The sequence below is a fragment of the Gordonia insulae genome (genome assembly GCF_003855095.1).
GTDB classification, from domain to species: Bacteria; Actinomycetota; Actinomycetes; order Mycobacteriales; family Mycobacteriaceae; genus Gordonia; species Gordonia insulae.
Genome location: NZ_CP033972.1, coordinates 578,193 through 605,162, shown reverse-complemented (window position 1 = coordinate 605,162; position 26,970 = coordinate 578,193). Strand labels below are relative to the sequence as shown.

Annotated in this window: 21 protein-coding genes and 2 tRNA genes; 5 read left to right on the top strand and 18 right to left on the bottom strand. The window is 67.6% G+C overall.

The window, feature by feature from the left end:
* Positions 1–14: 14 nt before the first annotated feature.
* The 11 genes from proB to mobA form a co-directional block, all read right to left on the bottom strand.
* Entirely contained in the window at positions 15–1,130 is a 1,116-nt protein-coding gene (gene proB / locus D7316_RS02810; protein WP_124706948.1) for a glutamate 5-kinase, read from the bottom strand.
* Positions 1,127–2,599, bottom strand: coding sequence for a GTPase ObgE (obgE, locus tag D7316_RS02805; RefSeq protein ID WP_124706947.1), 1,473 nt, complete (start codon positions 2,597–2,599; stop codon positions 1,127–1,129). Before obgE ends, proB begins: the two co-directional genes overlap by 4 nt.
* 149 nt (positions 2,600–2,748) lie before the next feature.
* Complete coding sequence (gene rpmA, locus D7316_RS02800; protein ID WP_124706946.1) at positions 2,749–3,012, bottom strand: 50S ribosomal protein L27; 264 nt, start codon at positions 3,010–3,012, stop codon at positions 2,749–2,751.
* A gap of 36 nt (positions 3,013–3,048) precedes the next feature.
* The gene (gene rplU / locus D7316_RS02795) at positions 3,049–3,360 is read right to left on the bottom strand and encodes a 50S ribosomal protein L21 (protein WP_124706945.1); all 312 of its coding nucleotides are present in this window, start codon (positions 3,358–3,360) and stop codon (positions 3,049–3,051) included.
* Positions 3,361–3,667: 307 nt separating this feature from the next.
* Positions 3,668–7,048 (bottom strand): translation initiation factor IF-2 N-terminal domain-containing protein, encoded by a 3,381-nt coding sequence (locus D7316_RS02790; protein ID WP_124706944.1) that lies wholly within the window; start codon positions 7,046–7,048, stop codon positions 3,668–3,670.
* Positions 7,049–7,468: 420 nt separating this feature from the next.
* Positions 7,469–7,885: a nucleoside-diphosphate kinase gene (ndk, locus tag D7316_RS02785; RefSeq protein WP_124706943.1), complete on the bottom strand. Its 417-nt coding sequence runs from the start codon at positions 7,883–7,885 to the stop codon at positions 7,469–7,471.
* A 176-nt stretch (positions 7,886–8,061) separates the two neighbouring features.
* Entirely contained in the window at positions 8,062–8,478 is a 417-nt protein-coding gene (locus D7316_RS02780; RefSeq protein WP_124706942.1) for a hypothetical protein, read from the bottom strand.
* A gap of 180 nt (positions 8,479–8,658) precedes the next feature.
* Positions 8,659–9,060: a DUF4233 domain-containing protein gene (locus tag D7316_RS02775; RefSeq protein ID WP_124706941.1), complete on the bottom strand. Its 402-nt coding sequence runs from the start codon at positions 9,058–9,060 to the stop codon at positions 8,659–8,661.
* On the bottom strand, positions 9,057–10,499 hold the full coding sequence (gene folC, locus D7316_RS02770; protein ID WP_124711060.1) for a bifunctional tetrahydrofolate synthase/dihydrofolate synthase: 1,443 nt from the start codon (positions 10,497–10,499) through the stop codon (positions 9,057–9,059). Before folC ends, D7316_RS02775 begins: the two co-directional genes overlap by 4 nt.
* Before the next feature lie 200 nt (positions 10,500–10,699).
* The gene (locus D7316_RS02765) at positions 10,700–13,381 is read right to left on the bottom strand and encodes a valine--tRNA ligase (RefSeq protein WP_124706940.1); all 2,682 of its coding nucleotides are present in this window, start codon (positions 13,379–13,381) and stop codon (positions 10,700–10,702) included.
* 49 nt (positions 13,382–13,430) lie between these two features.
* Complete coding sequence (gene mobA / locus D7316_RS02760) at positions 13,431–14,039, bottom strand: molybdenum cofactor guanylyltransferase (RefSeq protein WP_124706939.1); 609 nt, start codon at positions 14,037–14,039, stop codon at positions 13,431–13,433.
* A gap of 49 nt (positions 14,040–14,088) precedes the next feature.
* On the opposite strand from mobA, the gene D7316_RS02755 reads away from it, so the two are divergent.
* Positions 14,089–16,485 carry an FdhF/YdeP family oxidoreductase gene (locus tag D7316_RS02755; RefSeq protein WP_124706938.1) on the top strand — a complete coding sequence of 799 codons (2,397 nt, stop codon included), beginning with the start codon at positions 14,089–14,091 and terminating at the stop codon, positions 16,483–16,485.
* A gap of 86 nt (positions 16,486–16,571) precedes the next feature.
* Here the strand turns inward: D7316_RS02755 and clpX are convergent, their stop codons facing one another.
* From clpX to D7316_RS02730, 5 genes are all read right to left on the bottom strand, one after another.
* Positions 16,572–17,852 carry an ATP-dependent Clp protease ATP-binding subunit ClpX gene (gene clpX / locus D7316_RS02750; protein WP_124706937.1) on the bottom strand — a complete coding sequence of 427 codons (1,281 nt, stop codon included), beginning with the start codon at positions 17,850–17,852 and terminating at the stop codon, positions 16,572–16,574.
* A 319-nt stretch (positions 17,853–18,171) separates the two neighbouring features.
* Complete coding sequence (locus D7316_RS02745; RefSeq protein WP_124706936.1) at positions 18,172–18,891, bottom strand: ATP-dependent Clp protease proteolytic subunit; 720 nt, start codon at positions 18,889–18,891, stop codon at positions 18,172–18,174.
* A 70-nt stretch (positions 18,892–18,961) separates the two neighbouring features.
* The gene (locus tag D7316_RS02740) at positions 18,962–19,570 is read right to left on the bottom strand and encodes an ATP-dependent Clp protease proteolytic subunit (RefSeq protein ID WP_124706935.1); all 609 of its coding nucleotides are present in this window, start codon (positions 19,568–19,570) and stop codon (positions 18,962–18,964) included.
* 243 nt (positions 19,571–19,813) lie between these two features.
* Entirely contained in the window at positions 19,814–21,178 is a 1,365-nt protein-coding gene (tig, locus tag D7316_RS02735; protein WP_124706934.1) for a trigger factor, read from the bottom strand.
* Between the two features lie 74 nt (positions 21,179–21,252).
* Positions 21,253–21,326: transfer RNA gene (locus D7316_RS02730), tRNA-Pro, on the bottom strand.
* Positions 21,327–21,541: 215 nt separating this feature from the next.
* Here D7316_RS02730 and D7316_RS02725 point away from each other — a divergent pair.
* The 4 genes from D7316_RS02725 (at position 21,542) to D7316_RS02710 (ending at position 24,315) form a co-directional block, all read left to right on the top strand.
* Positions 21,542–21,615 (top strand) — tRNA-Gly (locus D7316_RS02725).
* Between the two features lie 94 nt (positions 21,616–21,709).
* Positions 21,710–21,895 carry a hypothetical protein gene (locus D7316_RS02720; RefSeq protein ID WP_124706933.1) on the top strand — a complete coding sequence of 62 codons (186 nt, stop codon included), beginning with the start codon at positions 21,710–21,712 and terminating at the stop codon, positions 21,893–21,895.
* A gap of 183 nt (positions 21,896–22,078) precedes the next feature.
* Complete coding sequence (locus D7316_RS02715; RefSeq protein ID WP_124706932.1) at positions 22,079–23,347, top strand: lipase family protein; 1,269 nt, start codon at positions 22,079–22,081, stop codon at positions 23,345–23,347.
* 260 nt (positions 23,348–23,607) lie between these two features.
* Positions 23,608–24,315, top strand: coding sequence for a L,D-transpeptidase (locus tag D7316_RS02710; RefSeq protein ID WP_124706931.1), 708 nt, complete (start codon positions 23,608–23,610; stop codon positions 24,313–24,315).
* Positions 24,316–24,414: 99 nt separating this feature from the next.
* Here D7316_RS02710 and sthA read toward each other — a convergent pair whose 3' ends face one another.
* Positions 24,415–25,866 carry a Si-specific NAD(P)(+) transhydrogenase gene (sthA, locus tag D7316_RS02705; protein ID WP_124706930.1) on the bottom strand — a complete coding sequence of 484 codons (1,452 nt, stop codon included), beginning with the start codon at positions 25,864–25,866 and terminating at the stop codon, positions 24,415–24,417.
* Positions 25,867–26,030: 164 nt separating this feature from the next.
* Entirely contained in the window at positions 26,031–26,966 is a 936-nt protein-coding gene (locus D7316_RS02700) for a PE-PPE domain-containing protein (protein ID WP_124706929.1), read from the bottom strand.
* Positions 26,967–26,970: the final 4 nt, after the last annotated feature.

Here is a 26,970-nt window from a genome sequence, read left to right as displayed (position 1 = left end):
GTCGTCCGGCGAGGTCAGATCGCGACGAGATCGTCGGCGTGGATCACCGGTCGACGCAGTTCCGGCGGTAGCGCGGTGGTGGACCGGCCGACCATGATGGCGATGTCGTCGGAGTCGTAGGCCACCACCCCGCGCGCCCTCGGTCGGCCCGTCGAGTCGACGAGTTCCACCACGTCACCGTCGTAGAAGCGTCCGTTGACCCCGACTATGCCCGCGGCGAGCAGCGACCGGCGGCGGTGCGCGACCGCCGTGACGGCGCCATCGTCGAGCACGAGTTGACCGCGCGCGTCGGCCGCATGCCGCACCCAGAACCGGCGGGCCGACAGCCGTTCGTCGCGGGCGGCGAACACCGTCCCGACGGATGCATCGGCCAGAGCCTGCGCCGCCTGCTCGGCCGCCGCGAGCAACACCGGCACGCCCGCATCCGCCGACAGACGGGCCGCCGCCAGTTTGGACGCCATGCCTCCGGTGCCCAGCGCGCCGCCGGATCCGGCGATCACGCCGTCGAGATCCTCCGGCCCGTGCACCTCGGGGATCAGCCGCGCGCGCCGGCCGTCGGCGCCCACCTTGCGCGGATCGCCGTCGTAGAGGCCGTCCACGTCGGACAACAGCACCAGTGCATCGGCACCGGCGAGATGTGCGACGAGGGCAGCGAGCCGGTCGTTGTCACCGAACCGGATCTCTGTCGTGGCCACGGTATCGTTCTCGTTCACCACTGCGACCGCACCCAAGGAGCGCAGACGATCAAGTGTCCGTTGGGCATTCGCGTGGTGCGCGCGGTTGGAGATGTCGTCGGCGGTGAGCAGCACCTGTCCGACGGTCCGCTGGTAGCGATGGAACGAGGTGCCCCAGGCGTGGGCCAGCGCGAGTTGCCCGACACTGGCGGCCGCCTGTTTCGTGGCGAGATCGGTGGGCCGCTTCCGCAATCCGAGGGGCGCGATGCCCGCACCTATCGCGCCGGAGGACACCACGATGACGTCGGAGCCGGCCCGCATACGCGCCTCGAGTGCGTCCGCCAGTCGATCGAGGCGTCCACGGTCGAGACCGTCGTGAAGATCCGTGAGCGCCGACGACCCGATCTTGACCACGATGCTGCGCGCACGCGCGATCCGTTCCCGGACGTCGCTCACCGGACGCCCTGCTCGCCGTCCTCGTCGGAGTCCGGCATACCCCGGCGCAACCGGCGGGCCTGTTTGCGCTCCGCCGCGCCGATACGCTCGTTGCGGTCGAGTCGGATGTCGGTACCGCGGCCGGTGACGGGTACGTCATCGCCCATCGGGGTCATCGGCTCCCAGTCGAACGACACGTCGCCGATGGTCACCGGCGCACCGGGCTCCGCACCCAGCCGGACGAGTTCGTCCTCGACGCCGAGCCGGTTGAGCCGGTCCGCGAGATAGCCGACAGCCTCGTCGTTGTCGAACTGCGTCTGCGCGATCCACCGTTCGGGCCGGGTGCCGCGGACGATGAATCCACCCTCGACCGCGGGATCGGGTGTGACGGAGAATCCCGCCTCGTCGACCGCCTTGGGCCTGATGACCTGGCGTCGCGGTTGCGGCTTCGGGTGACTCTCCCGGTAGTCCACGACCATCTTGGCCAGCGCGAAGGTGAGCTCCTTGAGTCCCTGATGGGTCACCGCCGAGATCCGGAACACCGGCCATCCGCGTTGCGCGAGTTCGGGCTCGACGAGATCGGCGAGGTCGGCCGCGTCGGGGACGTCGACCTTGTTGAGGATCACCACGCGGGGACGCTCGGCGAGGTCGCCGAGGCTGTGGTCGGTGTCGAGCGCGGGCTGGTATGCCGCCAGTTCCGCCTCGAGCGCATCGATGTCGGAGATCGGATCACGGCCGGGCTCCAGCGTGGCGCAGTCGACGACGTGGGCGAGCACCGCGCAGCGCTCGAGGTGACGCAGGAACTCCAGGCCCAGCCCACGGCCGGTCGACGCGCCAGGGATCAGGCCCGGGACGTCGGCGATGGTGAACACCTCGCCGGCGGTCTGCACCACGCCGAGGTTGGGTGCCAGCGTGGTGAACGGGTAGTCGGCGATCTTCGGCTTGGCCGCGGACAGCACCGACACCAGCGAGGACTTGCCGGCAGACGGGAAGCCGACCAGCCCGACGTCGGCGACGGACTTCAGTTCCAGAACGAGGTCGCGATGCTGCCCCTCTTCGCCGAGCAGCGCGAATCCCGGCGCCTTGCGCGCCTTCGACGCGAGCGAGGCATTGCCCAGTCCCCCACGCCCGCCCTGCGCTGCCTCGAAGGTGGTCCCGTCGCCGACCAGGTCGGCGAGGATCTTGCCGTCACCGTCCAGCACGACGGTGCCGTCGGGCACCTGGAGGACGAGGTCGTCGCCGGTGGCGCCGTCGCGGTTGTCGCCCGCGCCGGGTTTGCCGTTGGACGCCTTGGCGTGCGGTCGGAAGTGGAAGTCGAGAAGGGTGTGCACCTGCGGGTCCACGACGAGCCGGACCGACCCGCCGTTGCCGCCGTTGCCGCCGTCGGGGCCACCGAGCGGCTTGAACTTCTCACGGTGTACCGACGAGCACCCGTGGCCGCCGTTACCCGCAGCGACGTGAATCGTCACGCGGTCGACGAACCGAGACATCGGCTACATCCTCTCTGGTGGAACAGAAATCAACGGGAGAACAGAAACAGGGCGGGCCGGGTCCATCATGACCCTGCCCGCCCTGTTCACAGCTGTGGGTTGAGCGAACTCCCCGATCGATGGACCTGGGACTCCGCTCGCGTCGTCCGTCAGACCGCAGCGGTCTCCGGGACGATGTTGACCGTCTTGCGGCCACGCTTGGTACCGAACTCGACCGAGCCGGTCTCCAGGGCGAACAGGGTGTCGTCGCCGCCGCGACCGACGTTGACGCCCGGGTGGAACTTGGTGCCACGCTGACGGACCAGAATCTCGCCCGCGCTCACCTTCTGCCCACCGAAACGCTTGACGCCGAGCCGCTGGGCGTTGGAATCGCGACCGTTGCGCGAGCTGGACGCGCCCTTCTTGTGTGCCATCTCTGCAGTCCTCCTGAGGTACGTGCGGGAATCGAGTTACTTGATACCGGTGACCTTGAGGACCGTCAGCTTCTGACGGTGACCCTGGCGCTTGTGGTAGCCGGTCTTGTTCTTGAACTTGTGGATGCGGATCTTCGGGCCCTTGACGTGCTCGACGACCTCGCCGGTCACCGAGATCTTCGCCAGCTTGTCCGCATCGGTGGTGAGGGTCGCACCGTCGACGACCAGGGCCACGGGCAGGCTCACGCTGCTACCCGGCGCGCTGTCGATCTTCTCGACCTTCACAATGTCGCCCTCAGCGACCTTGTACTGCTTACCGCCGGTCTTGACGATCGCGTACGTTGCCATCGAAGCTGTCCTCTTTAACTCGTCTGTCGGACCCGCGGAGCCGATTCGGCACCCGGGTGTGTGGGTGGTGCGTGCCTGGTACGGGCCGCACGGCATCCCGCGATCTACGCCGGGAGTCACTACGGATCACACCAGAGGGCCTGCCGGTGGGTTTCGCGTGGCTGATCGGGGTGCCAGGACGATCCCTGGGCATTCCGAGCACAGCGCAAACCCTCCGCGGAAGGCGACCAATCAAGATTACGGGACCGTCGCCGGTCGGGTCAAACTCACCTCGACCCGGCCCGACCTGCACCGGCCCGTGCCGCCGTCACTGTTCGGCAGGCGGGGGTCCCGCCGGTCGTCCGGCCGTCCGACGGCGAGGTCGGCGTCGGACCGCGACGGCGGCCTCCTGCGACGTCGCACCGGACACCGGACCGAACGTGGTGACCGGCTGCGCAGCCGACGAACTGTCACCATCGGCGGTCAACACCACCGGCTCGGAGACGCTCGGCGGCGCCGCCGCCTGACGGACCACACGCCGTCGACGCTTCGGCGCCGGAGCCGGCTCGGCTGCGGGCTCGGTCGACGCGGCCGCGGGTTCGCTCGGCGCGGACTCGCGTTCGGTTCGCTCCTGCGCGGGCTCGGTCGGCGTGGTCGGTTCGGCTGACGCAGCGGGCTCGGTTGACGCAGCGGGCTCGGACGGCGCGACATCCGCGGCCTCGGCGACTGCGGGAGTCTTTGCGGCAGCCGGACGTTCGCCGTCGGTCGACCGATCCTCGGCGGTGTGCCCAGCCGTGTCCTCGTGGCCGTCCTGGTGCTCGTGACCGTGCTCGTGGTCGTCCTCGTGAGCGTGCGCCGCCATCGCACGGAACATCGGGTGCTCCGCCGGATTGTGCGCGGGCTTCTGCGGCTCGGGCGCCGCCGCCGGTTCGGCCTTGCGACGATTGCGCCGCGACCGCTTGGAACCGCCGTCGGACGGACCGGAATCGTCCTGGCGGACCTCCACCGGGTTGGCGTGCACGATGATCCCGCGACCGCCGCAGTGCGTGCAGGACGTCGAGAACGCCTCCAGCAGACCGGTTCCGAGTCGCTTACGGGTCATCTGCACCAGGCCGAGCGAGGTGACCTCGGATACCTGGTGACGGGTACGGTCACGGGCCAGCGCCTCGGTGAGCCGCCGGAGCACCAGATCACGGTTGGACTCGAGAACCATGTCGATGAAGTCGACGATGATCATGCCGCCGATGTCGCGCAGGCGCATCTGCCGCACGATCTCCTCGGCCGCCTCCAGGTTGTTGCGGGTGACCGTCTCCTCGAGGTTGCCACCCGACCCGGTGAACTTGCCGGTGTTGACGTCGACGACGGTCATCGCCTCGGTGTGTTCGATGATCAGCGTGCCGCCCGACGGCAGCCAGACCTTGCGGTCGAGCGCCTTCGCGAGCTGCTCGTCGATCCGGTGCACCACAAAGGAATCCGGCGCGTCGGCGTTGGCCTTGGCGAACCGCTCCACCCGATCCATCAGATCCGGTGCGACCGCCTCGATGTAGCGCTCGACGAGATCCCATGCCTTCTGACCCTCGACGACGAGCTTCTTGAAGTCCTCGTTGAACAGGTCGCGCACCACCCGGACCAGGAGATCGGGCTCCTCGTAGAGCGCCTGCGGAGCAGTGGAACCGCCCTTCTTGGCCTTGCCGACGGCGACGTCGATCTCTTTCCACTGTCCCTCGAGGCGGGCGATGTCCGCACCGAGTTCCTCGGCACTGACCCCCTCGGACGCGGTGCGGATGATCACACCTGCATCGTCGGGGACGAGCTTGCCGAGGATGCTCTTGAGTCGCTTGCGTTCGACGTCGGGCAGCTTGCGGCTGATCCCGGTGGACGAACCACCGGGCACGTAGACGAGATAGCGGCCGGCGAGCGAGATCTGGGTGGTGAGGCGCGCACCCTTGTGGCCGACCGGGTCCTTGCTGACCTGGACCAGCACGTTGTCGCCGGGCTTGAGGGCCTGCTCGATCTTGCGTGACCCGCCGTCGAGACCTGCGGCGTCCCAGTTGACCTCGCCGGCGTACAGCACGCCGTTGCGACCGCGGCCGATGTCGACGAACGCCGCCTCCATGCCGGGCAGCACGTTCTGCACGCGCCCCAGGTAGATGTTGCCGACCATCGACGACGATGTCTCGGTGGTCACGAAATGCTCCACGAGCACGCCGTCTTCCAATACCGCGACCTGCGTGTAGTCCTCCACCGGCACCGCGTGGTCATGTCCGTTCGACGGCGCGTCCCCGGCGATGGCACTGTTCGCGCTCCGCTCGCGGACGACCATCACCCGGTCGACGGCCTCACGACGGGCGAGGAACTCCGACTCGCTCAGGATCGGGGGCCGACGGCGGCCGGCATCGCGACCGTCCCGGCGGCGCTGCCGCTTGGCCTCTAGCCGCGTGGAACCCGAGATGCCCTGCACCTCGTCGCGGGCCCGCTTGCTGCGCGGCTCGCGCTCGTGGACGACGGTGTTCGGCGGATCGTCCGGCGATGCGTCCTCGGCGTCGGCTCCGCCCTTGCGACGACGACGGCGACGACGGCGCTTCGACGAGCCCTGGTCGTTGTCGTCGGACCCCGACTCGTCGTCGGTGTCGTCGGCGGATTCGGCGCTCGAGTCGTCCTCGGAGTCCGCGTCTGTCGACTGGTCCCGGTTCTTGTCGGCGCCCCGCTTGGCGTCCTTCTCGTTGGGACCGCCGTCCTTGCCGCCGCCGTCCTTGCCGCCGCTGTCCTTGGTATCGCTGTCCTTGGTGCCGCTGTCCTTGGTGCCGCCGGACTTCTTGCCCTTCTTGCCGGACGGGCGTGATCCCGACCTCTCGTCGGAGGTGTCGTCACCGTCGTCGGTGGAGTCGTTGTCGGAGGTCGAGGTCGCGTCCTCGCCACCGCCCTCGCCCTGGTCACCACGGCCACGCCCACGCCCACGGCGACCTCGGCGTCGACGGCGGGAGGATCGATCCCCGTCGCCGGACGAATCGTCGTCGGTGGAGCTGTCGGTGTCGGTTGCGCCGGCCTCGGTGTCGGACCCGCCCTCGACGTCGGTCTCGGTTCGGGCCGGACGCGACTTACGCGGGGCCGGTTCCACGGCCTGCGGGGACAGGAACAACGGCTGGTCGATCGCCGATTCGGCGCTCGGCACGATCGGATGATGCCGCGCGTCCTCCACGGACGAGAACAGGGTCGGCACCTCGGTCTCGGCGGCGCGCTCCCCGACGGATTCCGGTGCGGATGGTTCCGGGGTCGATGCCTGCTGGGCGGGCTGCTCTTCGGCCGGCTGGTCGCCGGTGGCCTGCGCCGCCAGTTCGTCGGGCGACTCCGCAGTCGTCGGTGCGGATGCCGGGGATTCGTCGGCCGCGTCCGCCGACGGCTCGGCGGCTGCCGTCGATGACGACTCGTCGGTCCCCGCGGTGTCCGCCGCGTCCTCGACCGCCTCGACGGCGGCCTCGTCGACCGGCACGTGTTCACGGACACGATCCGCGACAGCCTGCGCGACCTCGCGGTCGATGCTGGATTGCGGGCTTCGCGTCTCCACGCCCAATTCGGACAGATGCGCGAGTACTTGCCGGCTGGTCAGACCCAATGTCCTGGCCAGAGCATGCACACGAAGCCTGCTGGGGAATTCCTCCGCCGATTCCGACGCTGCGTTCGCGTCAGTCGGCGACCCGTTGTCGGTCACTCAATTCTCCTCGAGCCCCCGGGCGCGTCGGGCTGACGCGGCCACGCGAGGGCTTCACTCTGTGTCCCGGTCGATAGGACCGGTGTTATGTGGTCTTCGCGCCTGCCCCACAACCGTTGAATTGCTGGTCGCGGGCCGGCGCCTTGCGTTGTCGATGACCTCATCCGGTCGACGTCTTCCACACCATCGCGTCGCGGACACCGGGCCCGCTGCCCGGGCCGCCGAGGGCGTACCGAACCACGATGGGGAAGACGGGGTGATCGGGGTACCGATACCGAAGGCGTCATCCGGTTGTCGGCGGCAAAGTGTGTCACCGACAACTGTGCAAGTATCCCACACCACGAGTCGTTCCCCGCACACTATGCGTGTTTGGCGGGCGGAGGTCCGCCCGCCACCGCGGGGAAGTCGGGAGAAGTGGACTCAGACGCCCAGGTCAGGGAACCAGAGGGCGATCTCACGCTCGGCAGACTCCGGCGAGTCCGAACCGTGCACCAGGTTGGTCTGCGTGCTCAACGCGAAGTCACCACGGATGGTTCCGGGAACAGCCTTCTCCACCGGGTCGGTACCGCCCGCGATCTGCCGGAACGCCGCAACCGCGCGGGGTCCCTCGAGGACCGCGGCCACCAACGGCCCCGACGTGATGAACTCCAGCAACGACGGATAAAAGGGCTTGCCCTCGTGCTCGGCATAGTGGCCGCGCGCGACCTCGTCACCGGCAGTCTTCAACTCCAGTGCAACGAGGGTCAGCCCCTTGCGCTCGATCCGGCTGATGATGTCGCCGACCAGCGCGCGGGCCACGCCGTCGGGCTTGATGAGTACGAGAGTCCGTTCAGTCACGTGCACACCTTAACGTGACGGGCGGGGTGCGCGATCGGGCCCGCTCACTCCGTTCCCGGCGCCGCGTGTCACCGGCCCGCTCACTCCGTTCCCGGCGCCGCGTGTCATCGGCCCGCTCACTCCGTTCCCGGCGCCGCGTGTCACCGGCCCGCTCACTCCGTTCCCGGCGCCGGGCCTCACGGGCAGTACTGACCCGCGACCGCAAAGAATCCGTAATTGAACAGACTGCCCGAGCGTGCGCGCGGATCGACCACGACCTGCACGCAGCCGCCGGGCGAACGCAACGCACTCTGCACCGCGATGTCGAACTGCGCCGCCAGTGCGAGATTCGCCGGCCGGTACTGCGCAGGCACCGGCAACGATGCGATCCCATCGGCCAACTTCATCGACGCGGCACGCTTGGTCACCTCGTGCGTGGCGATGTAGCTGTACTCACCCTCGCCCGCCGGCATCGGAACATCGGCCACCGGGAGGTCCGCCGGATCGATCGTCGGCGCGGCGTGCGCGGCGCCGACGGCGAAGGACGATCCGATCACGGACAACGCCATCACGGCGGCGGCCAGGGGTCGGCGAAGGCAGGTGTTGACAGACAAGCGGTTCCTCACGTCACGGGGTTCGATCACCGAATGCGGGGAACGACGCTCGACGCGCTCGCCCCCGGCAGCGACATTGTCACAGCCGCGGCGCGGCAAAAGCGAGGGGTGACAGGTCACAGTCGGGCAACGGCTGTTGCAGGCGCCGAACCCGGCGTCGCGATTGCCGAACGGACGAGGTCAACCGCCCAGAGGTTCCTGGCCGGGCAGCATGCCCTTCTCGATCCGGACCTCGACGTCGTGCTTGATGTAGGCGATGTAGATCCAGACGCACAGGAAGATCACCCCGATGACGGCAATCGACCAATGGAAGATGCCGCCGATGATCACCAGGATCTGCAAGCCGATGTCGAGGCGCATCGCATACGGGCGCCCCTGGAGTCCGGCGGCGACGATGTGCGCCAGCACCACGAGCCCGAGATAGCCACCGGAGAGCCAGGTGAGCCCCGAGCCGATGTTCGCCACGATCGGGAACGCTAGGCCGAGCACGATGACCTCCAGGACCAGGGTGCCGGCCATGACGCCGCGCAGACCTTTCCACGGATCGGTCGTCGGCGGGCTGAAGCGGACCGGTTCACTCATGAGGGCTCCTTGCCGAACAGGGTGCGGGCCGCACCGGCGGTGACCACGGAACCGGTGATCACCACGCCCGCACCGGAAACCGGCTCACCGTCGGACTGTTCGGCCAACCCGATGGCCACCTCCACGGCATCCGGGAGGAACGGTTCGACAACCACACGGTCCTCCCCGTAAATCGGCCGGGCGATCTCGGCGAGAGTTTCGGTGTCGAGTGCGCGCGGAGATCCGTTATTGGTCAACACGATGGTGTCGAACACCGGCTCGACGGCTTCCAGGAATCCCTCGGCGTCCTTGTCCCCCAGCATGCCGATCACGCCGACGAGCCGACGGAAGTCGAACTCCTCGGCCAGCGCCTGGGCCAATGCGGCCGCCCCGTGCGGGTTGTGCGCCGCATCGACGAAGACCGTCGGCGCGCCCCGGACCCGCTCCAGCCGGCCCGGGCTCTCGACAGCGGCGAAGCCCGCACGTATCGCCTCGACGTCGAGTTGCCGATCCGCACCGGCACCGAAGAACGCCTCGACGGCGGCGAGGGCGATCGCGGCGTTGGATGCCTGGTGCGCACCGTGCAACGGCAGGTAGATCTCGTCGTAGACACCCCCGAGGCCCTGCAGACGCAGGAGCTGACCACCGACAGCGGTCGCCGACTCGAGGACCGCGAACTCCGAGTTCTCCCGTGCCACCAGGGTTTCGGACTCGACGGCCTGCCGGAGCAACACTTCGGCGACCTCCGGTTCCTGCACCGCGAGAATGGTGACCGGGTCGGTGGGGACCAGATCGTCGGGGTCCGCCTTCTTGATGATCCCGGCCTTCTCCGACGCGATCGCCGCGAGGGTGTCACCGAGATAGTCGGCATGATCCATCGCGATCGGGGTGATCACCGCTACGGTGGCGTCGATGACATTGGTGGCATCCCAGCGCCCGCCCATCCCGGTCTCGACGACCGCCACATCGACCGGCGCCTCGGCGAACACCGCGTAGGACATCGCGGTGAGCACCTCGAACTTGCTCATCCGCGGCCCACCCGCCGCGGTCGACGAGTCGTCGACCATGGTGATGTAGGGCTCCAGGTCACGGTAGGTGTCGATGTAGGTCCGGGCGCTGATCGGCTTGCCGTCCACCGAGATCCGCTCGGTGACCCGCTGCAGATGGGGACTGGTGATTCGGCCGGTCCGCCGGTGCATCGCGATCAGCAGCGCGTCGATCATCCGCGCCACCGACGTCTTCCCGTTGGTGCCGGCGATGTGGATCGCGGGATAACTGTGCTGCGGCGAGCCGAGCAGATCCATCAGCGCGGAGATCCGGGTCAGCGACGGCTCGATCCGGGTCTCGGGCCACCGCGTGTCGAGTTCGGTCTCCAGGTCGGCGAGTTCGGCGAGGGTGGCCGCGTCGTCGCGCGGGCCCGGATCGGCCGGCGCCGCGCGCCGGTCCTCCTCGTCGTCCATCGCCACGTCGTCGGCATACAACTCGTCCGGAGCTCCACCACGACCGGCGAGCAGCGACCCCAGATCGGTCGGCAGCGGTGCGGCACCGAGCGGATCGACGTCCAGTTCGTTCCGGCGCCGGGGATCGGGGCCGAGGTGGTCCCGGTCCAGGTCGTCGGGGATGTCGTCGCTGTCGGGACCGATTCCCAGATCGTCGCGGCTCACGAGCCGCCCAATGCGCTCAGGGTGGCGCCGAGCCTCTCGACCTCTTCGGCGGCGACCTTCTGCCGCTCGCGGATCTTCTCGACGACGTGGTCCGGCGCCTTCGACAGGAACTGGTCGTTGCCGAGTTTGCCGGTCGTCTGGGCGAGCTCCTTCTCGGCGGCGGCGAGGTCCTTGGTGAGGCGTTTGCGTTCGGCCGCCACGTCGACCGTGCCGGACGTGTCGATCTTCACCGTCACCGTTGTCGCCGACAGGCGGACGTCGATGGTCGCGGTCGCCGAGAAGGTGTCGTCCGACCCCTCCAGACGGGCCAGCGAGTCCAGGTACGGGCGGGAGTCCGTGAGACCGGCCGCATCGAGGCCCTCGACCTCGGCCGCGACCCGCTGCCCCGGCTTGAGGCCCTGGTCGCTACGGAATCGCCGCACCTCGGTGATCAGCCGCTGCAGGTCGTCGATGTGCTGGGCGGCACGGGTGTCCGTCCCGGTGTCCGTGGGCTGCGGCCATGCGGCGACGACCAGCGACTCCTCGTTCGTGAGCGCCGTCCACAGCACCTCGGTGACGAACGGCATCACCGGATGCAGCAGGCGCAGCAGTTGGTCCAGCACCGTTCCCAGGACCAGAGATGTTGCCCGCGAACGCTGTTCGTCGTTCTCTGCGAACTGCACCTTGGCCAGCTCGAGATACCAGTCACACACCTCGTCCCAGGCGAAGTGATACAGCGACTCGCATGCCTTGGAGAACTCGTAGGACTCGAAACCGGCGTCGGCCTCGGCCCGCACGGTGGCGAGACGATCCAGAATCCAGCGATCCGCCTCGGTGAGCGCGGAGCGGTCTGGCAGGTCCCCCACCGGGTCCCCCTGGCCCGCTCGCTGCGTTCCCGGCGCGACCGCGCCATTCATCAGCGCGAACTTGGTCGCGTTGAACAGTTTGGTGGCGAAGTTGCGCGACGACTGGGCGTGATCCTCGCCGACCGAGATGTCGCTGCCCGGATTCGCCCCACGCGCGAGCGTGAACCGCAACGCGTCGGCCCCGAAGCGCTCGACCCAATCCAGCGGGTCGATACCGTTGCCCTTCGACTTCGACATCTTGCGGCCGTGTTCGTCCCGGACGAGGCCGTGCAGGAACAGGTTGTGGAACGGGATCGTGTCGCCCTCCCCCAGCTGTGGGGCGACGAAGGTCCCGAACATCATCATCCGGGCCACCCAGAAGAACAGGATGTCGTATCCGGTCACGAGAACCGAAGTGGGATAGAACTTCTCGAGGTCGGGCGTCTTGTCCGGCCAACCGAGGGTGGAGAATGGCCAGAGCCCGGACGAGAACCAGGTGTCCAGGACGTCGGTCTCCTGGACGTAGCCCGCGGGCACTTCGTCGTCGGGGCCGACACAGGCGACCTCTCCGTCCGGTCCGTACCAGATCGGGATGCGATGTCCCCACCACAGCTGACGGGAGATGCACCAGTCATACATGTTGTCGACCCAGCCGAACCAGCGCGGCTCCATCGACTGGGGATGGATCACGGTGTCTCCGCCGCGGACCGCGTCGCCCGCCGCCTTGGCCAACGACTCGACCTTGACCCACCACTGCATGGAGAGTCGCGGTTCGATCGGTTCGCCCGTCCGCTCGGAGTGACCGACGCTGTGCAGGTAGGGGCGGACCTCCTTGACGATCCGGCCCTGCTCGGCGAGAGCCTCGCGCACCTTGACCCTCGCCTCGAAGCGGTCCATGCCGTCGAATGACGTGCCGGTGTCGGCGATCCGCGCCTCGTCGTCCATGATCGTCGGCATCGGCAGGTCGTGGCGCTGCCCGATCGCGAAGTCGTTGGGGTCGTGTGCGGGCGTGATCTTGACTGCGCCGCTGCCGAACTCGGGGTCGACGTAGTCGTCGGCGATGATCGGGATCTTCCGGTCGACGAAGGGATGGTCGAGTTCGGAGCCGATCAGGTGGGCGTAACGCCCGTCCTCGGGGTGGACCGCGATGGCGGTGTCGCCGAGCATCGTCTCGACGCGCGTGGTCGCGACGACGATGTGCGGTTCGGCGTCGTCGAGGCTGCCGTAGCGGAAGCTCACCAGTTCGCCCTCGACGTCGGCGTAGCTCACCTCGATGTCGCTGATCGCTGTCTTGAGCACCGGCGACCAGTTGACGAGTCGCTCCGCGCGGTAGATGAGTCCGTCGTCGTACATCTGCTTGAACACGGTCTGCACCGCGCGGGACAGCCCCTCGTCCATGGTGAACCGCTCGCGGCTCCAGTCCACACCGTCGCCGAGGCGGCGCATCTGGTTGCCGATGTTGTCGCCGATCTCCGCCTTCTCGGCCCAGACGCGTTCGATGAACGCCTCGCGCCCCAGATCATCACGGGTCAGACCCTCGGCCGCCAGCTTGCGCTCCACCATGGTCTGCATCGCGATCGCGGCATGATCCATGCCCGGCAGCCACAGCACCTCGTAGCCCTGCATGCGGCGGCGGCGGGCGAGCGCGTCCATCAGGACGTGCTCGTAGGCGTGCCCCATGTGCAACGAGCCGTTGACGTTCGGCGGTGGGATGACGATGGAGAACGCGGGCCGGTCACTGTCCGCGTCGGCGGTGAAGTAGCCGGCATCCACCCAGCCCTGGTAGAGCCTGCCCTCGTGTTCGGCGGGGTCCCAGGACTTCGGCAATTCGCGGGTGGGGTCGGTGGTGGTCACCCCACAATCTTAGGGAACGGCCCGCCCTGGCCTGCGAGCCCTACGCGTTTCACGCATGGAGACGGTGCAGGTCCTCCGGCGCGTTGACGTTGATGAGCCACTCCGGGTTGCTCACGGTCACCCGGTGGGTGGTCAACGCGTCGAGCGCGGCGAGCATGCGCCGTTCACCACCGGCGGTCAGATCGGCGATCACGCCGGCGGCGTCGGTGCGGTACACCCCGGCCATCGGGTGGTCCCGCTGCGCGTCGGTCGCGATCACCGCCTGGGTCGACGGGGTCACCCCCCGCAGGAGTTCGTCGATCAGTTCCGGGGTGATCAGCGGCATGTCGGTCGCGCAGACGAAGGCCCATTCCGCGCCCGCCTCCGCGGCCGTCGACAGGCCCACCGCCAACCCGCCGAGCGGACCCGTCCCGGGTGTCTCACCGGTGACCCAGCGCGCCTCGGGTCCACCACTGCCGTACAGCGACCGATAGGCGGCCGACTCCTCGGTGGCGACCACGAACACCGGCCCGCACCGCTCCCCGACCACCCGGACCACCCGCGCGAGCATCGGCTCGCCGTCCCAGTCCAGTGCGGCCTTGTCCCGGCCCATCCGCCGGGACCGTCCGCCTGCCAAGACGATCCCCGCCACCCCATGTCCTGCATCCTGTTGCGCCATACCGACCAGTGTCTGCGAAGCCCGCGGCGTGTGGGGGCAAGATGGTGATATGAGTCCCTCGCAGCCCCGTGACGAAACCCCGATCACGGAACCCGACGACGTCCACATCGGTCACGTGAAGCACTATGCGGCGGGTGTTCCCGCGGTGGCGGTGGCCCTGGCGCGCGGCGTCGAGCAGATGGGCGCCCTACGCACCGCGCGAACCCTGACCAAGTTGAATCAGCGGGACGGTTTCGACTGCCCCGGCTGTGCCTGGCCGGAGACTCCCGGTCACCGCAAGCATGCCGAGTTCTGTGAGAACGGGGCGAAGGCCGTCGCCGAGGAGGCCACCCGGCGACGAGTCACCCCCGAGTTCTTCGCCACGCACTCCGTCGCGGATCTGCGCGAGAAGTCGGGGTACTGGCTCTCGCAGCAGGGCCGGCTCACGCATCCGATGTATCTCGCGCCCGGGGACACCCACTACCGCCCGGTGACCTGGGACGAGGCCAACCGTGTCATCGCCGACGAGTTCGCCGCGATGTCGTCGCCGGACGAGGCGGTCTTCTACACATCAGGACGCACCAGCAACGAGGCCGCGTTCGTCTACCAGCTGTTCGCCCGCAGTGTCGGCACCAACAACCTCCCGGACTGCTCGAACATGTGCCACGAGTCATCGGGCGCGGCGCTCGGCGCCTCGATCGGCATCGGCAAGGGGTCGGTGACCGTCCCCGACCTCGAGTCGGCCGACCTGATCCTCATCGCCGGCCAGAACCCGGGCACGAACCATCCGCGGATGCTGTCCACGCTGGAGAAGGCCAAGCACAACGGCGCCCGCATCGTCGCGATCAACCCGCTGCCGGAGGCGGGCCTGATGCGGTTCAAGGATCCGCAGAAGGTGGGCGGTGTCGTCGGGCACGGCGTGAAGCTGACCGACGATTTCCTGCAGATCCGACTCGGCGGCGACATGGCCCTGTTCCGCGGTGTGGCCCGCCTGTTGCTCGACGCCGAGCGGGCAGCCCCGGGAACCGTCTTCGACCAGGAGTTCCTCGACGGGAGTTGCGCCGGCGTCGATGAGTACCTGCGGCTGCTCGAGGACGTCGACTTCGACGACATCGTGGCGGCGACCGGACTGACCCACGAGGCGATCGCCGACCTCGCCCACGCGATCGCGTCGTCCGAACGGATCGTCCTGTGCTGGGCGATGGGCCTGACCCAGCATCATCACGCCGTGGCCACCATCGGCGAGGGCACCAATGTCCTGCTGCTGCGCGGCATGATCGGCAAGCCCGGTGCCGGCCTGTGCCCGGTGCGGGGTCACTCCAATGTGCAGGGCGACCGCACGATGGGCATCTTCGAGAAGATGCCGGAGTTCTTCCTCGCCGCGCAGGACGCCGAGTTCGGCATCGTCAGTCCCCGCGAGCACGGCTATGACACCGTCGCCGCGATCGGCGCCATGGCGCGCGGCGACGTCCGCCTGTTCGTGGCCATGGGCGGCAACTTCGTCGCCGCGGCCCCCGACACCGACGTCACCCGCGCCGCGCTCAGGCGCTGCGCACTGACCGTTCAGATCAGCACCAAGCTGAACGAATCACATCTCGCGACCGGCGGCGCCGCGCTCATCCTGCCGACTCTCGGACGCACCGACAAGGACGTCGTCGGCGGTGTGGCGCAACAGGTCTCGGTGGAGGACTCGATGTCGGTGGTCCATCTGTCACGAGGATCGCTGCCGCCGGCGTCGAAGGAGTTGCACAGCGAGGTCGCGATCGTGTGCGACCTCGCCACCGCTGTTCTCGGAGCCGACCACGCGGTGCCGTGGCAGGAACTGCGCGGCGACAACGACGCGATCCGCGACCGCATCTCGCGGGTCATCCCCGGATTCGAGGATTTCAACATCCGGGTCCGCATGTCCGACGGATTCGTGTTGCCGCATCCGCCGCGTGATCTCCGCGAGTTCGCGACCCCGAACGAGCGGGCCAACTTCGCGGTCAATCCGCTCGAGTGGGTGGATGTGCCGGAGGGACGGCTGATCCTGCAGACGTTGCGCAGCCACGATCAGTACAACACCACGATCTACGGCCACGACGACCGCTACCGCGGCATCAAGGGCAACCGGCGGGTGATCATGCTGAATGCCGCCGACATCCAGGCGTTCGGTTTGCGGGCGGGTCAGCGGGTCGACATCGTGTCGGAGTGGACCGGCGCCGGGAGCGAAGCGAGCGGGCCGAATGTCACCGGCGCCGGGAGCGAAGCGAGCGGGCCGAATGCCACCGGCGCCGGGAGCGGCATCGAGGAACGGCGGGTCGAGGGGTTCGAGATCGTCGAGTACTCGACGCCGCGCGGCAACGCCGCCGCCTACTACCCCGAGACCAACCCGCTGGTACCCCTGGGTTCGGTCGCGAAGGGCTCCAACACCCCGGTGTCGAAGGCGGTCGTGGTGCGGCTCGAACCGAGCACCATAGAGGGGTGACCGTCCGGGCGTGACCCACACGAAAAACTCCCAGAAGCGCGGGGCTTCTGGGAGTTCTGCGTGTCGTGCCGTTCAGGCGGTGTCGGTCAGGCGGTCTTGTCGCGCCGCTCGTCGCGATTGTCTTTGCGTGGCACGATCGTCGGGAGCACGTTGTCGCGCACCGTCTCCCCTGTCACGACGACCTTCTCGACGTCGTCACGGCTGGGAATGTCGTACATCACCGGCAGGAGGACTTCCTCCATGATCGCGCGGAGACCACGCGCACCGGTCCCGCGGTGGATCGCCTGGTCGGCGACCGCCTCGAGCGCGTCGTGGGAGAACTCGAGTTCGACGTTGTCCATCTCGAAGAGCTTGGTGTACTGCTTCACCAGCGCGTTCTTCGGCTCGGACAGGATGCTCACGAGCGATTCCTTGTCCAGGTTGGTCACCGATGCGACGACCGGCAGACGACCGATGAACTCGGGGATCAACCCGAACTTGATCAGGTCCTCCGGCATGACCTCGGCGAAGTGATCCGAGGTGTCGACCTCGTCCTTGCTCGTGACCTCGTTGCCGAAACCGATGCCGCGCTTGCCGATCCGCTCGGACACGATCTTCTCCAGTCCGGCGAACGCACCCGCGACGATGAACAGCACGTTGGTGGTGTCGATCTGGATGAACTCCTGGTGCGGGTGCTTGCGCCCGCCCTGCGGCGGCACCGACGCCTGGGTGCCCTCGAGGATTTTCAGCAGTGCCTGCTGCACACCTTCGCCGGAGACGTCGCGCGTGATCGACGGATTCTCGCTCTTGCGGGCGATCTTGTCGACCTCGTCGATGTAGATGATGCCGGTCTCGGCGCGCTTGACGTCGTAGTCGGCGGCCTGGATCAGCTTCAGCAGGATGTTCTCGACGTCCTCGCCCACATAGCCCGCCTCGGTCAACGCGGTGGCGTCGGCGATGGCGAACGGCACGTTGAGCATCTTGGCGAGGGTCTGTGCCAGGTAGGTCTTGCCGCAGCCCGTCGGGCCGAGCATGAGGATGTTCGATTTCGCGAGTTCGACGGTCTCGCCGGTCCGCGAATCCTTCTTCTCCCCGGCCTGGATGCGCTTGTAATGGTTGTAGACCGCGACGGCGAGGGTCCGCTTGGCGGTGTCCTGGCCGATGACGTAGTTCTCGAGGAAGTCGCGGATCTCGACCGGCTTGGGCAGCTCGTCGAGTTTCACGTCGCCGTTCTCGGCGAGTTCCTCCTCGATGATCTCGTTGCACAGGTCGATGCACTCATCGCAGATGTACACGCCGGGTCCGGCGATCAGCTTCTTGACCTGCTTCTGACTCTTTCCGCAGAAAGAGCACTTGAGCAGATCGCCACCGTCTCCGATTCGTGCCATCTCGTGTATGTACCTTCCTCGTTGCTCCGGTCGTCATCGACGGAGGAGTCTCCGTGAGCACCCGGGCATGGGCCACCGCTCGACATTCGGTTCGCCCAGTAACCCGACGGTACCCGCGTGCCGCCCGAACTTCGACCGATAAGGACAAATGTCGTCCGCGTAGTTTCGGTCGTCTTACGTCTCTGTGGTTGTCATCTCGCCGTCATGGTCACCGTGCCGTCCGCGAGAACTCCGGCGCAGACGTCAAGGATGACCGCTCGCCGCGACGTTGGGCACGCACATCGACCCGGCGTGTCGGACCGATGTGCGTGCCTGCACGTCAGTGCGAGGTCTTGCGGAACGACTTCTTGCGATATTCGAAGACCTCGTCGATGATCCCGTACTCCTTGGCCGCCTCGGCGGTCAGGATGTTGTCACGGTCGGTGTCCTTGCGGATCTTCGCCGGGTCCTGGCCGGTGTGTCCGGCCAGGATCTCGTCGAGCCGGTTGCGGATGCGCTCGATCTCGGCCGCCTGGATCTCGAGGTCGGAGACCTGGCCCTGGTAGGCGCCACCGGTGCGCGGCTGATGGATGAGGATCGTCGCGTTCGGCAGCGCCGCGCGCTTACCGGGGGTGCCGCCGGCGAGCAGGATGGCCGCGGCAGATGCCGCCTCGCCGAGGCAGACCGTCACGATGTCGCAGTGCACGTATTGCATCGTGTCGTAGATCGCGAGCATGTCCGGCACGCTGCCACCGGGCGAGTTCACGTACATCGTGATGTCGCGGTCGGGGTCCTGCGACTCGAGCACGAGCAGCTGCGCCATGACGTCGTTGGCCACCGTCTGATCGATGGGCGTGCCGACGAAGACGATGCGCTCTTCGAACAGCTTCGCGTAGGGGTCGTACTGACGCTGGCCGTTCGGCGTGTGCTCGATGAACTGCGGGAGGATGTAGCGCGCCTCGATGCTCCGCAGGGCGAGCGCCGACGTCGGGATACCGGCGGCGACGTCGGCCGGCAGCGAGTCCAGGAACTGGGAGTCGAGCGAGCTGGAGTTGGTCATCTTGTGCTCCGTTGCTTGGTCAATGGCCTTGTCGGGCCGGGGCCTCGGTGGTCGGGATGGGCGGGACGGATCAGGACGGGCTCACCGATGCGCGGGTGACCACGTGATCGACCAGTCCGTAGTCCTTGGCCTCATCCGCGGTGAACCACTTGTCGCGGTCGGCGTCGGCCTCGATCTTCTCCAGCGGCTGACCACTGAACTCCGCGTTGAGGCGGTTCATCTCCTTCTTGGTGGCCGCGAACTGCTCGGCCTGGATGGCGATGTCCGCCGCGGTGCCGCCGATGCCCGCCGACGGCTGGTGCATCATGATGCGCGCGTGCGGCAGCGCGTGACGCTTGCCGGGGGTGCCCGCCGCGAGCAGGAACTGGCCCATCGACGCCGCCATGCCCATGGCGTAGGTGGCGACGTCGCACTCGGCGAGCTGCATGGTGTCGAAGATGGCCATGCCAGCGGTGACCGAGCCACCGGGCGAGTTGATGTAGAGGTGGATGTCGCGCGTCGGATCCTCGGCGGCGAGCAGCAGGATCTGCGCGCACAGTCGGTTCGCGATGTCGTCGTCGACCTGCGTGCCGAGGAAGATGATGCGCTCCCGAAGCAGTCGCTCGAAGACGGAATCCGTCAGGTTCAGCCCGGACGCTCCCGAACTCAGCGTTGGTGTGGAGATGGTCGGCTCACTCACAGTTCCTACCTTTGTGTGTCGTGGTGACATGCGACAGCTGCCGCGTCAACCGGTTTCCGGGTCCAGGTGTTTCGTCTCGAGATGATCGGGGCCGGTCGCCCGGATCGTCTCGAGGTCCTCACCGACACTAACCAATGCCGCGGGGCAGACAGTCCCCGTGGCACCGGTCTTCGCTGAGAGCAGAACAGCCGGCGTCGGGTGTGGCACCCGGCTCCGGCTGTTCGACCAACGATGTGTGCAGGCTCAGCTCTCGGCGTTCTCGTCGTCGGTTGCGTCCTCGTCGGCATCGTTCTTGCCGAAGAACTCGTCGGTCTCGACGGCGGTGCCATTGCTGTCGGTGACGGCGACGTCGGACACGATGCCGGCCAGCGCCTTGCCTCGGCGGACGTCGGCGTAGACCGCACCGACCTGTCCGGCGTTCTGCAGTTGCTGGATGAACTCCTGCGGCTGCATGCCGTACCGCTGGGCCTGGAACAGGATCTGCTGGGTCAGCTCGTCCTGTCCGACCTCGGTCTCCTGCTGATCGGCGATCGCATCGAGCAGCAGTTGGGTCTTGACCGACTTCTCGGCCGATTCGCGGGCCTCGGCGTCCCACTCCTCACGAGTGGTGCCCTGCGCCTCGAGGAACTTGGCGAGCTGCTCGTCATCGTGTCCGAGGGCGTGGATCACCTGATGCTGCTGGCCCTCGATCTCGTCGTCGACGACCTTCTCCGGCAGCGGGATCTCGACGGTCTCCAGGAGCTTCTCGAGGACCTTGTCGCGGATGGCGTTGGCCTGCTCGACCTTCTTGGACTGCTTGACCTGGTCGGCGAGGCTCTCGCGCAACTCGGCGACCGTGTCGAACTCGCTGGCCATCTGGGCGAACTCGTCGTCGAGTTCGGGCAGTTCGCGCTCCTTGACGGAGTTGACGGTCACCGTCACCTGGGCCTCTTCACCGACGTGGTCGCCGGCGACCAGCTTCGTCGGGAACACCTTGGTGTCGCCGGCCTTCAGGCCGACGAGCGCGTCGTCGAGTCCGTCGATCAGCTGACCGGAGCCGACCTCGTGGGACAGGCCCTCGGTGGAGGCCTCGTCGACGGGCTCACCGTCGACGGTGGCGGCGAGATCGATCGAGACGAAGTCACCGTTCTCGGCGCCACGCTCGACGCCCTGCAGGGTGCCGAAACGGGCGCGCAGGCCCTCGATCTCCTCGTCGACCGCGGAATCGTCGACCTCGATGGCGTCGACCTCGACCGCCAGGGTCGAGTAGTCGGGCAGCTCGATGGTCGGACGGACGTCGACCTCGGCGGTGAACGTGACGGTCTCGCCGTAGACGAGTTCGGCGAGATCGATCTCGGGCTGACCGATGGCCTTGGTCTCGGTCTCGTCAACGGCCTGCGAGTACTTCGACGGCAACGCGTCGTTGACCACCTGCGCGAGGATCGAATCGCGGCCGACGCGGGCCTCGATCAGCTTCGCGGGCGCCTTGCCCGGCCGGAAGCCCGGAATCCGGATCTGCTGGGCCAGCGACTTGTAGGCCCGGTCGAACTCTCCGGACAGCTCCTCGAATGGGACTTCGACATTGAGCTTCACTCGGGTCGGGCTCAGCTGCTCGACGGTGCTCTTCACGCCTGCTCCTTACATCTGCATTTCTGCGTCGGGTGATGACACGTGTGCCGGTGACGATGGAACCGTCACCCGAGTCGGGATGACAGGATTTGAACCTGCGACCCTCCGCTCCCAAAGCGGATGCGCTACCAAGCTGCGCCACATCCCGGTCGACCCCCGTCGCAGCGCACACCGGAGACCGGCGGAAACGTGGAGCAGGGCCAACAGAAGATAGTACGTGGCAGGTCGTCGCCCACCCAAACGGGTGCACCTTCGGCGCACGCGATCGCCGGTCCGATCGGCCGATTTCAGGTTGGCCGACCCCACCGGGTACAGTCTTGTCCGCACGCGACGCCGGTGGCGATCCCATGGGTGACGCGGCACGCGGGTGTAGCTCAATGGTAGAGCCCTAGTCTTCCAAACTAGCTACGCGGGTTCGATTCCCGTCACCCGCTCCACAACGTCGATCGACCGGCTCGACGCCGCCGGGACCACCGCCACAGGGGCCATCACCTCCTGTGATCCACGCCACATCGGGCGTAGTCTTGGGTCATGTCGTCCAGCCATTCGAAGAGCCAGCGCAAGTGCCCGAGCTGTGGGGCGAATCTGTACGTCCGCAAGGACGTCACCTCGACCGAAACCGGCCCGGGCAGGGTTGATGTCATGCTCGTGTGCCGCGACGAGTCGTGCTCCGAGCCGGCCCGCCATCTGCGGACCGAGCACCCGCAACACGCCTGACCTCGCACGCATCGTGCGTGCCTCATCGCCGCACGCGGTTCTTACTTGCGGGTAACAAAATCGGGCCCACCCGTTGATTTTTTCGGTTCGTGCCGCATGATTGGACCGACGGTATTTACAACACCTGTGGGGGTGGACGCCGTCGCCCGAAGTCAGCCCGACACCGAAGTCCATGGGGGAATCATGACCGCGACCATCCGGCGTACACCGCCACCCAATCGACACAGGTCGGCGTTGCGCCGGGGATTCGTCGCCACCGCGGCCGCGCTCTCGATGGTCGCCGGGGGTGTTGTCGCCGGTGCCGGCCCCGCCGCCGCCGATGATGTCGCCATGCCGTCGCCCCTACCGGACAGCTTCTACTCGATCCCCGGCAACATCGCCAGGTTCGAGCCCGGCGACGTCATCGCCGTGCGCGCCCGCCCGAATCCGCCGGCCTTCTTCGACGTCCACACATTCCAGATCAAGTTCCGTTCCTCTGACAGCCTGGGCAAACCCATCTCGGCGGTGACGACGGTGCTCGTGCCCAACCGCCATCGCGCGAACGGCCCGCTGCTCTCCTTCCAGCACATCATCAATGCCACCGGCCTGGCCTGTGCGCCGTCGCAGGCGTTGTGGACCCAGGACCCGAACCTGATGATCCGCGAGGCCCCCGGCCTCAACGTCGCACTGCAGCGCGGCTGGACCGTGGCGATCCCGGATCATCTCGGACCGCGCAGTTCGTACGGAGCTGCCAAGCTCGGCGGTCAGATCACCCTGGACGGGATCCGTGCGGTGCAACGGTTCGGGCCCGCACGGGTCGCCAAGAGCCGGGTCGGTCTCGCCGGCTACTCCGGGGGCGGCATGGCGACGGCCTGGGCCGCCGCGCTCGCACCGAAGTACGCGCCGGACCTGAACATCGTCGGTGCCGCGTATGGCGGCGTACCGATGAACCTGATCAAGATGGCGGAGGGACTCGGTTACAACAACCCGCACCCGGCCTTCGGGCTCGCGTTCGCCGCGGCCATCGGCGTGTCCCGCGAGTACCCGGAGCAGATCCCGATCCGGAAGTACCTGTCGCCACTCGGCAAGCAGATGTACGCCGGAATGCGCAACGCGTGCACGAACGACATCCTTCGACTGGGCGCGGGCCACGACGCCCAGCAGGTCACCATCGGCGGCCGCGCGATCTTCGACAACAAGGACGCGCGCAAGGTCGTCGAGGCCAACAGCCTGTCGCTCTATCCCGGCATCCCGCGGACCCCGATCTTCGAGTGGCACAGCCCGACCGACGTCCTCATCCCCGTGTCGTCCATCGACTACACGCTCAATCGGTACTGCCGGGCCGGCGCACGGGTTCAGCGACTCCTGACGCCGTCGCCGGATCATCTGTCCGCGGCCGTCATCGGTATGCTGCCCGCGTTCGGTTATCTGACCGACCGCTTCGACGGAAAGCCGGCGCCCAGCAACTGCTGATCGCATCGATCCGGCCCGTAGATCGCGGCCGGATAACGGTGACCGGCCCGACACGGGGCTTCGCGATTGGTTGTGATGGTTGTCACATGACTGGGTCGCTTGCCCCGATCACCACGCAGTTCGAGTCGTTGGTCCCCGTGTCGGCCGGAGTTGGTCCACTGTTCGACGTTCCGGCTTTGGCCCGATGACAACGTTTGTGTAACGATGGTTGAGCGCTCCGGGGGATGCGCTTCAGTAACTCAAACTGCAAAGGTCTCTCCGTGTTGACAACGAAGCCTTCTCGCCGCGCTCGACGCGGCCTGACTCGACGTGCACTCACCGCCGTGATCGGTGTGCTCGCCGTGATGCTCGCCTTGCCGATCGCTGCCGGCGCGGCTCCCACGACCGTCACTCCCATTCCGGGACTGCCGCCGCTGACGATCCCGGACATCCCGGGAGCGCCGCAGATTCCGGGCGCGCCGTCGACGCCGAAGTCCACTCCCACGCCGGAGCCGACACCGTCCACGCCGGAGACCCCCAAGGGCCCCGCGATCCCCACCGTGAAGACCTCGACGGGCTGGATCGCCCTGGCCGACGATGCGACACACCAGATCACCTGGTGGCACAACGGCAACCAGGTCAAGCAGATGCCGATCTCGATGGGCTCCAACGCGCACCCCACACCGAACGGCGTCTACCACACCAAGGAGAAGTACCGCGACATGTACATGGACTCGTCCACGTACGGCGTCCCGGTCGACTCCGCGGAGGGCTACCGCACCTACGTCGAGTACGCGACCCGCATGTCCTGGGACGGCATCTTCATCCACGCCGCGCCGTGGTCGGTCGCCCAGCAGGGTCGCAGCAACGCCAGCCATGGCTGCATCAACATCAGCACCGAGAACGGCAAGTGGGTCTTCAACACGATCCCGCGGGACACCCCGATCGTGGTCCGCGGCACCATCGGACCGAAGTACACCGGCAACTGAGCGCGTAGCGCCGACGCTGAACAACGAGAAGTGCCCGGTCCCCACGGACCGGGCACTTCTACGTCTATTGGTCATCCGGGCCCTTCGGCCACCGGATGCTCAGCCGACGGCCGCCGAGCCGTCCTCGAGATCCAATCGCTGCCCGGCCGCCCGCACCTTGGCGATCGCACGCATCTTGTTCGACGCGTCCAGCGCCGCCACCTTGTAGCCCTCGGCCAGGGTCGGATAGTTGAACACCGCGTCCACCAGGTAGTCGACGGTGCCCGACAAACCCATCACCGTCTGCCCGATGTGCACCAACTCGGCCGCATTGCTGCCGAAGGCATGGACGCCGAGCAGCGTGCGCTCCTCCGCGTGCACCAGCAATTTGAGCATTCCGTACGAGTCGCCCATGATCGCGCCGCGGGCGAGTTCCCGATATCGCGCGACACCCACCTCGAACGGGATGTTCGCCGTGGTCAGTTGATCCTCGGTCTTGCCGACATAGCTGATCTCCGGGATCGCGTAGATGCCGATCGGCTGCAGGTCCTCGTCGGTCGCGCCCACCGGTTCGTCGAACGCGTGATACGCGGCGCGACGCCCCTGTTCCATCGACGTCGCCGCCAGCGCCGGGAAACCGATGATGTCGCCGACGGCGTAGATGTGATCGACCGCGGTGCGGAAATGTTCGTCGACCTTCAGTCGCCCACGCGCGTCCGCGGTCAAACCGGCGGCCTCCACCCGGAGTTCGTCGGAGACGCCCTGCCGGCCGGCCGAGTACAGCACGGTGTCGGCCGGGATCTTCTTCCCGGACTCCAGGATGGTCAGCGTTCCCGAGGGATGCGTCTCGACGGTCTTGACATGTTCGCCGAACCGGAACGTGACACCGCGTTCGCGCAGCTGGTACTGCAGCGCCTCGACGATCTCGCGGTCGCAGAAGTCGAGCATGGTGGGACGCTGCTCGATCACCGTGACCTTGGTGCCGAGGGCGGCGAACATCGACGCGTACTCGATGCCGATGACACCCGCGCCGACCACGACCATCGACCCGGGCACGCGGTCCATGTCGAGGATCTGGTCGGAGTCGACGACGGTGATGCCATCGAAGTCGACGCTGGTGGGCCGCGCGGGCCGGGTGCCGACCGCGATCACGACATGGTCGGCGGTGACACGTTTCAGGTCGCCGGTGGCGTCCTCGATGGCGATCTCGTGGGAGTCGACGAAATGCGCACTACCGATGAGCATCCGCACCGAGTTCCGGGCCAGCTGACTCTGGATGACGTCGATCTCCTTGCCGACGACGTGCATCGTCCGCGCGGCCAGATCGGTGACCGTGATGTCGGATTTCAGCCGATACGATTGCCCGTAGAGTTCACGCTGATTGAGTCCCGACAGATAGAGCACCGCTTCCCGGAGCGTCTTGGACGGAATCGTGCCGGTGTTGATGCACACCCCGCCGACCATGTCGCGGCGCTCGACGATCGCCGCCTTCTTCCCCAGTTTGGCGGCCGCGATCGCGGCCTTCTGTCCTGCCGGGCCGGACCCGATGACGACCACGTCGTAATGATCCACGCTGACTGTCTCCACTCGATGCGATGGGCGCACGAGCGCGCGAGTGCGCCCGGCACGGATACCCATCGATCAGTTTCTCCCCCGCGGCCCGTCGCCACGACCCGAGAAGCACAGTGTTCGACGGGATTTAACACCGTGGAAGCATCTGGGCAGGTGACACCCGGTCAGGCGGCGAGTGAACGGTCCGCCGGCCCCGGGTACGAGACGACCGGCAAGAACGTGGCGCAGACCTGCAGCCATGCGGCCAGGTCCTGGCAACCCGTGGTGTCCGGGTCGGTGACAGACGCGCGGCGATAGGGTTCACGCGCGTAGGAGGTGTGTCGGCCACCTCGCCGATTGCGCACGACGAGACCGCGGAACGCCAGCGTATCGGGTAGGTACCCGACGACCTCCCGCGCGGCCGACGCCAGCCGTGTGATGTCCCGACGGATCTGCGAGAATCCTGGGCTCGTCCGATGTGCATTCTGAAGATCGTTGCGCTGCAACCGATTACGCACCAACATCAACCAGTCCCTGAGCCTGCCGAAGGCAAGCCCCGCGGTCAGGTCCGCGATGTCGCGGATGAAGGAATCCTCGCTCGCGTTACAGATCATGTCGTCGGGTGCGCCGACCCAATGCGCCGGAGTCCCGGGCGGCAGGGCGGGTCCCGCTCCCGCGACCCCCCAGCCCGAGCAGCCCTCGACGACCCTCGGCGGCTGATGCGGATCCGCGACGAAGCCCATCGCGAGAATCCGTTCGACCGACGGGTCGCCGGCCGCGTACAGGTCGTGCACGGCCGTCCGGATGACCACTGCGCCTTGGGAATACCCGATCAGCGCAACCGGGCCGGAGGTCTCGGCGAGCGCGGCTCGCAGCGCGTCGACGCCGATCGCGACACTCTCCAGGTAACTCATCCCGTCGAGTTGGGGCGCGGGCCCGTAGCTGGCCGGATAACCGATCCAGCGACAGCGGAAGCGCTCGTCGAGGCCGGACGTGACGTCGCGCAGCAGACCGTTCACCTCGCGCCGCCGGTCACCGACGAAGGACTCGCCCGTCCCGCCCACCGCGAGCAGCGTGACCTGCTCCGGCTCGCCCGATCTGTCGTCCACATACCCGCCCATATGA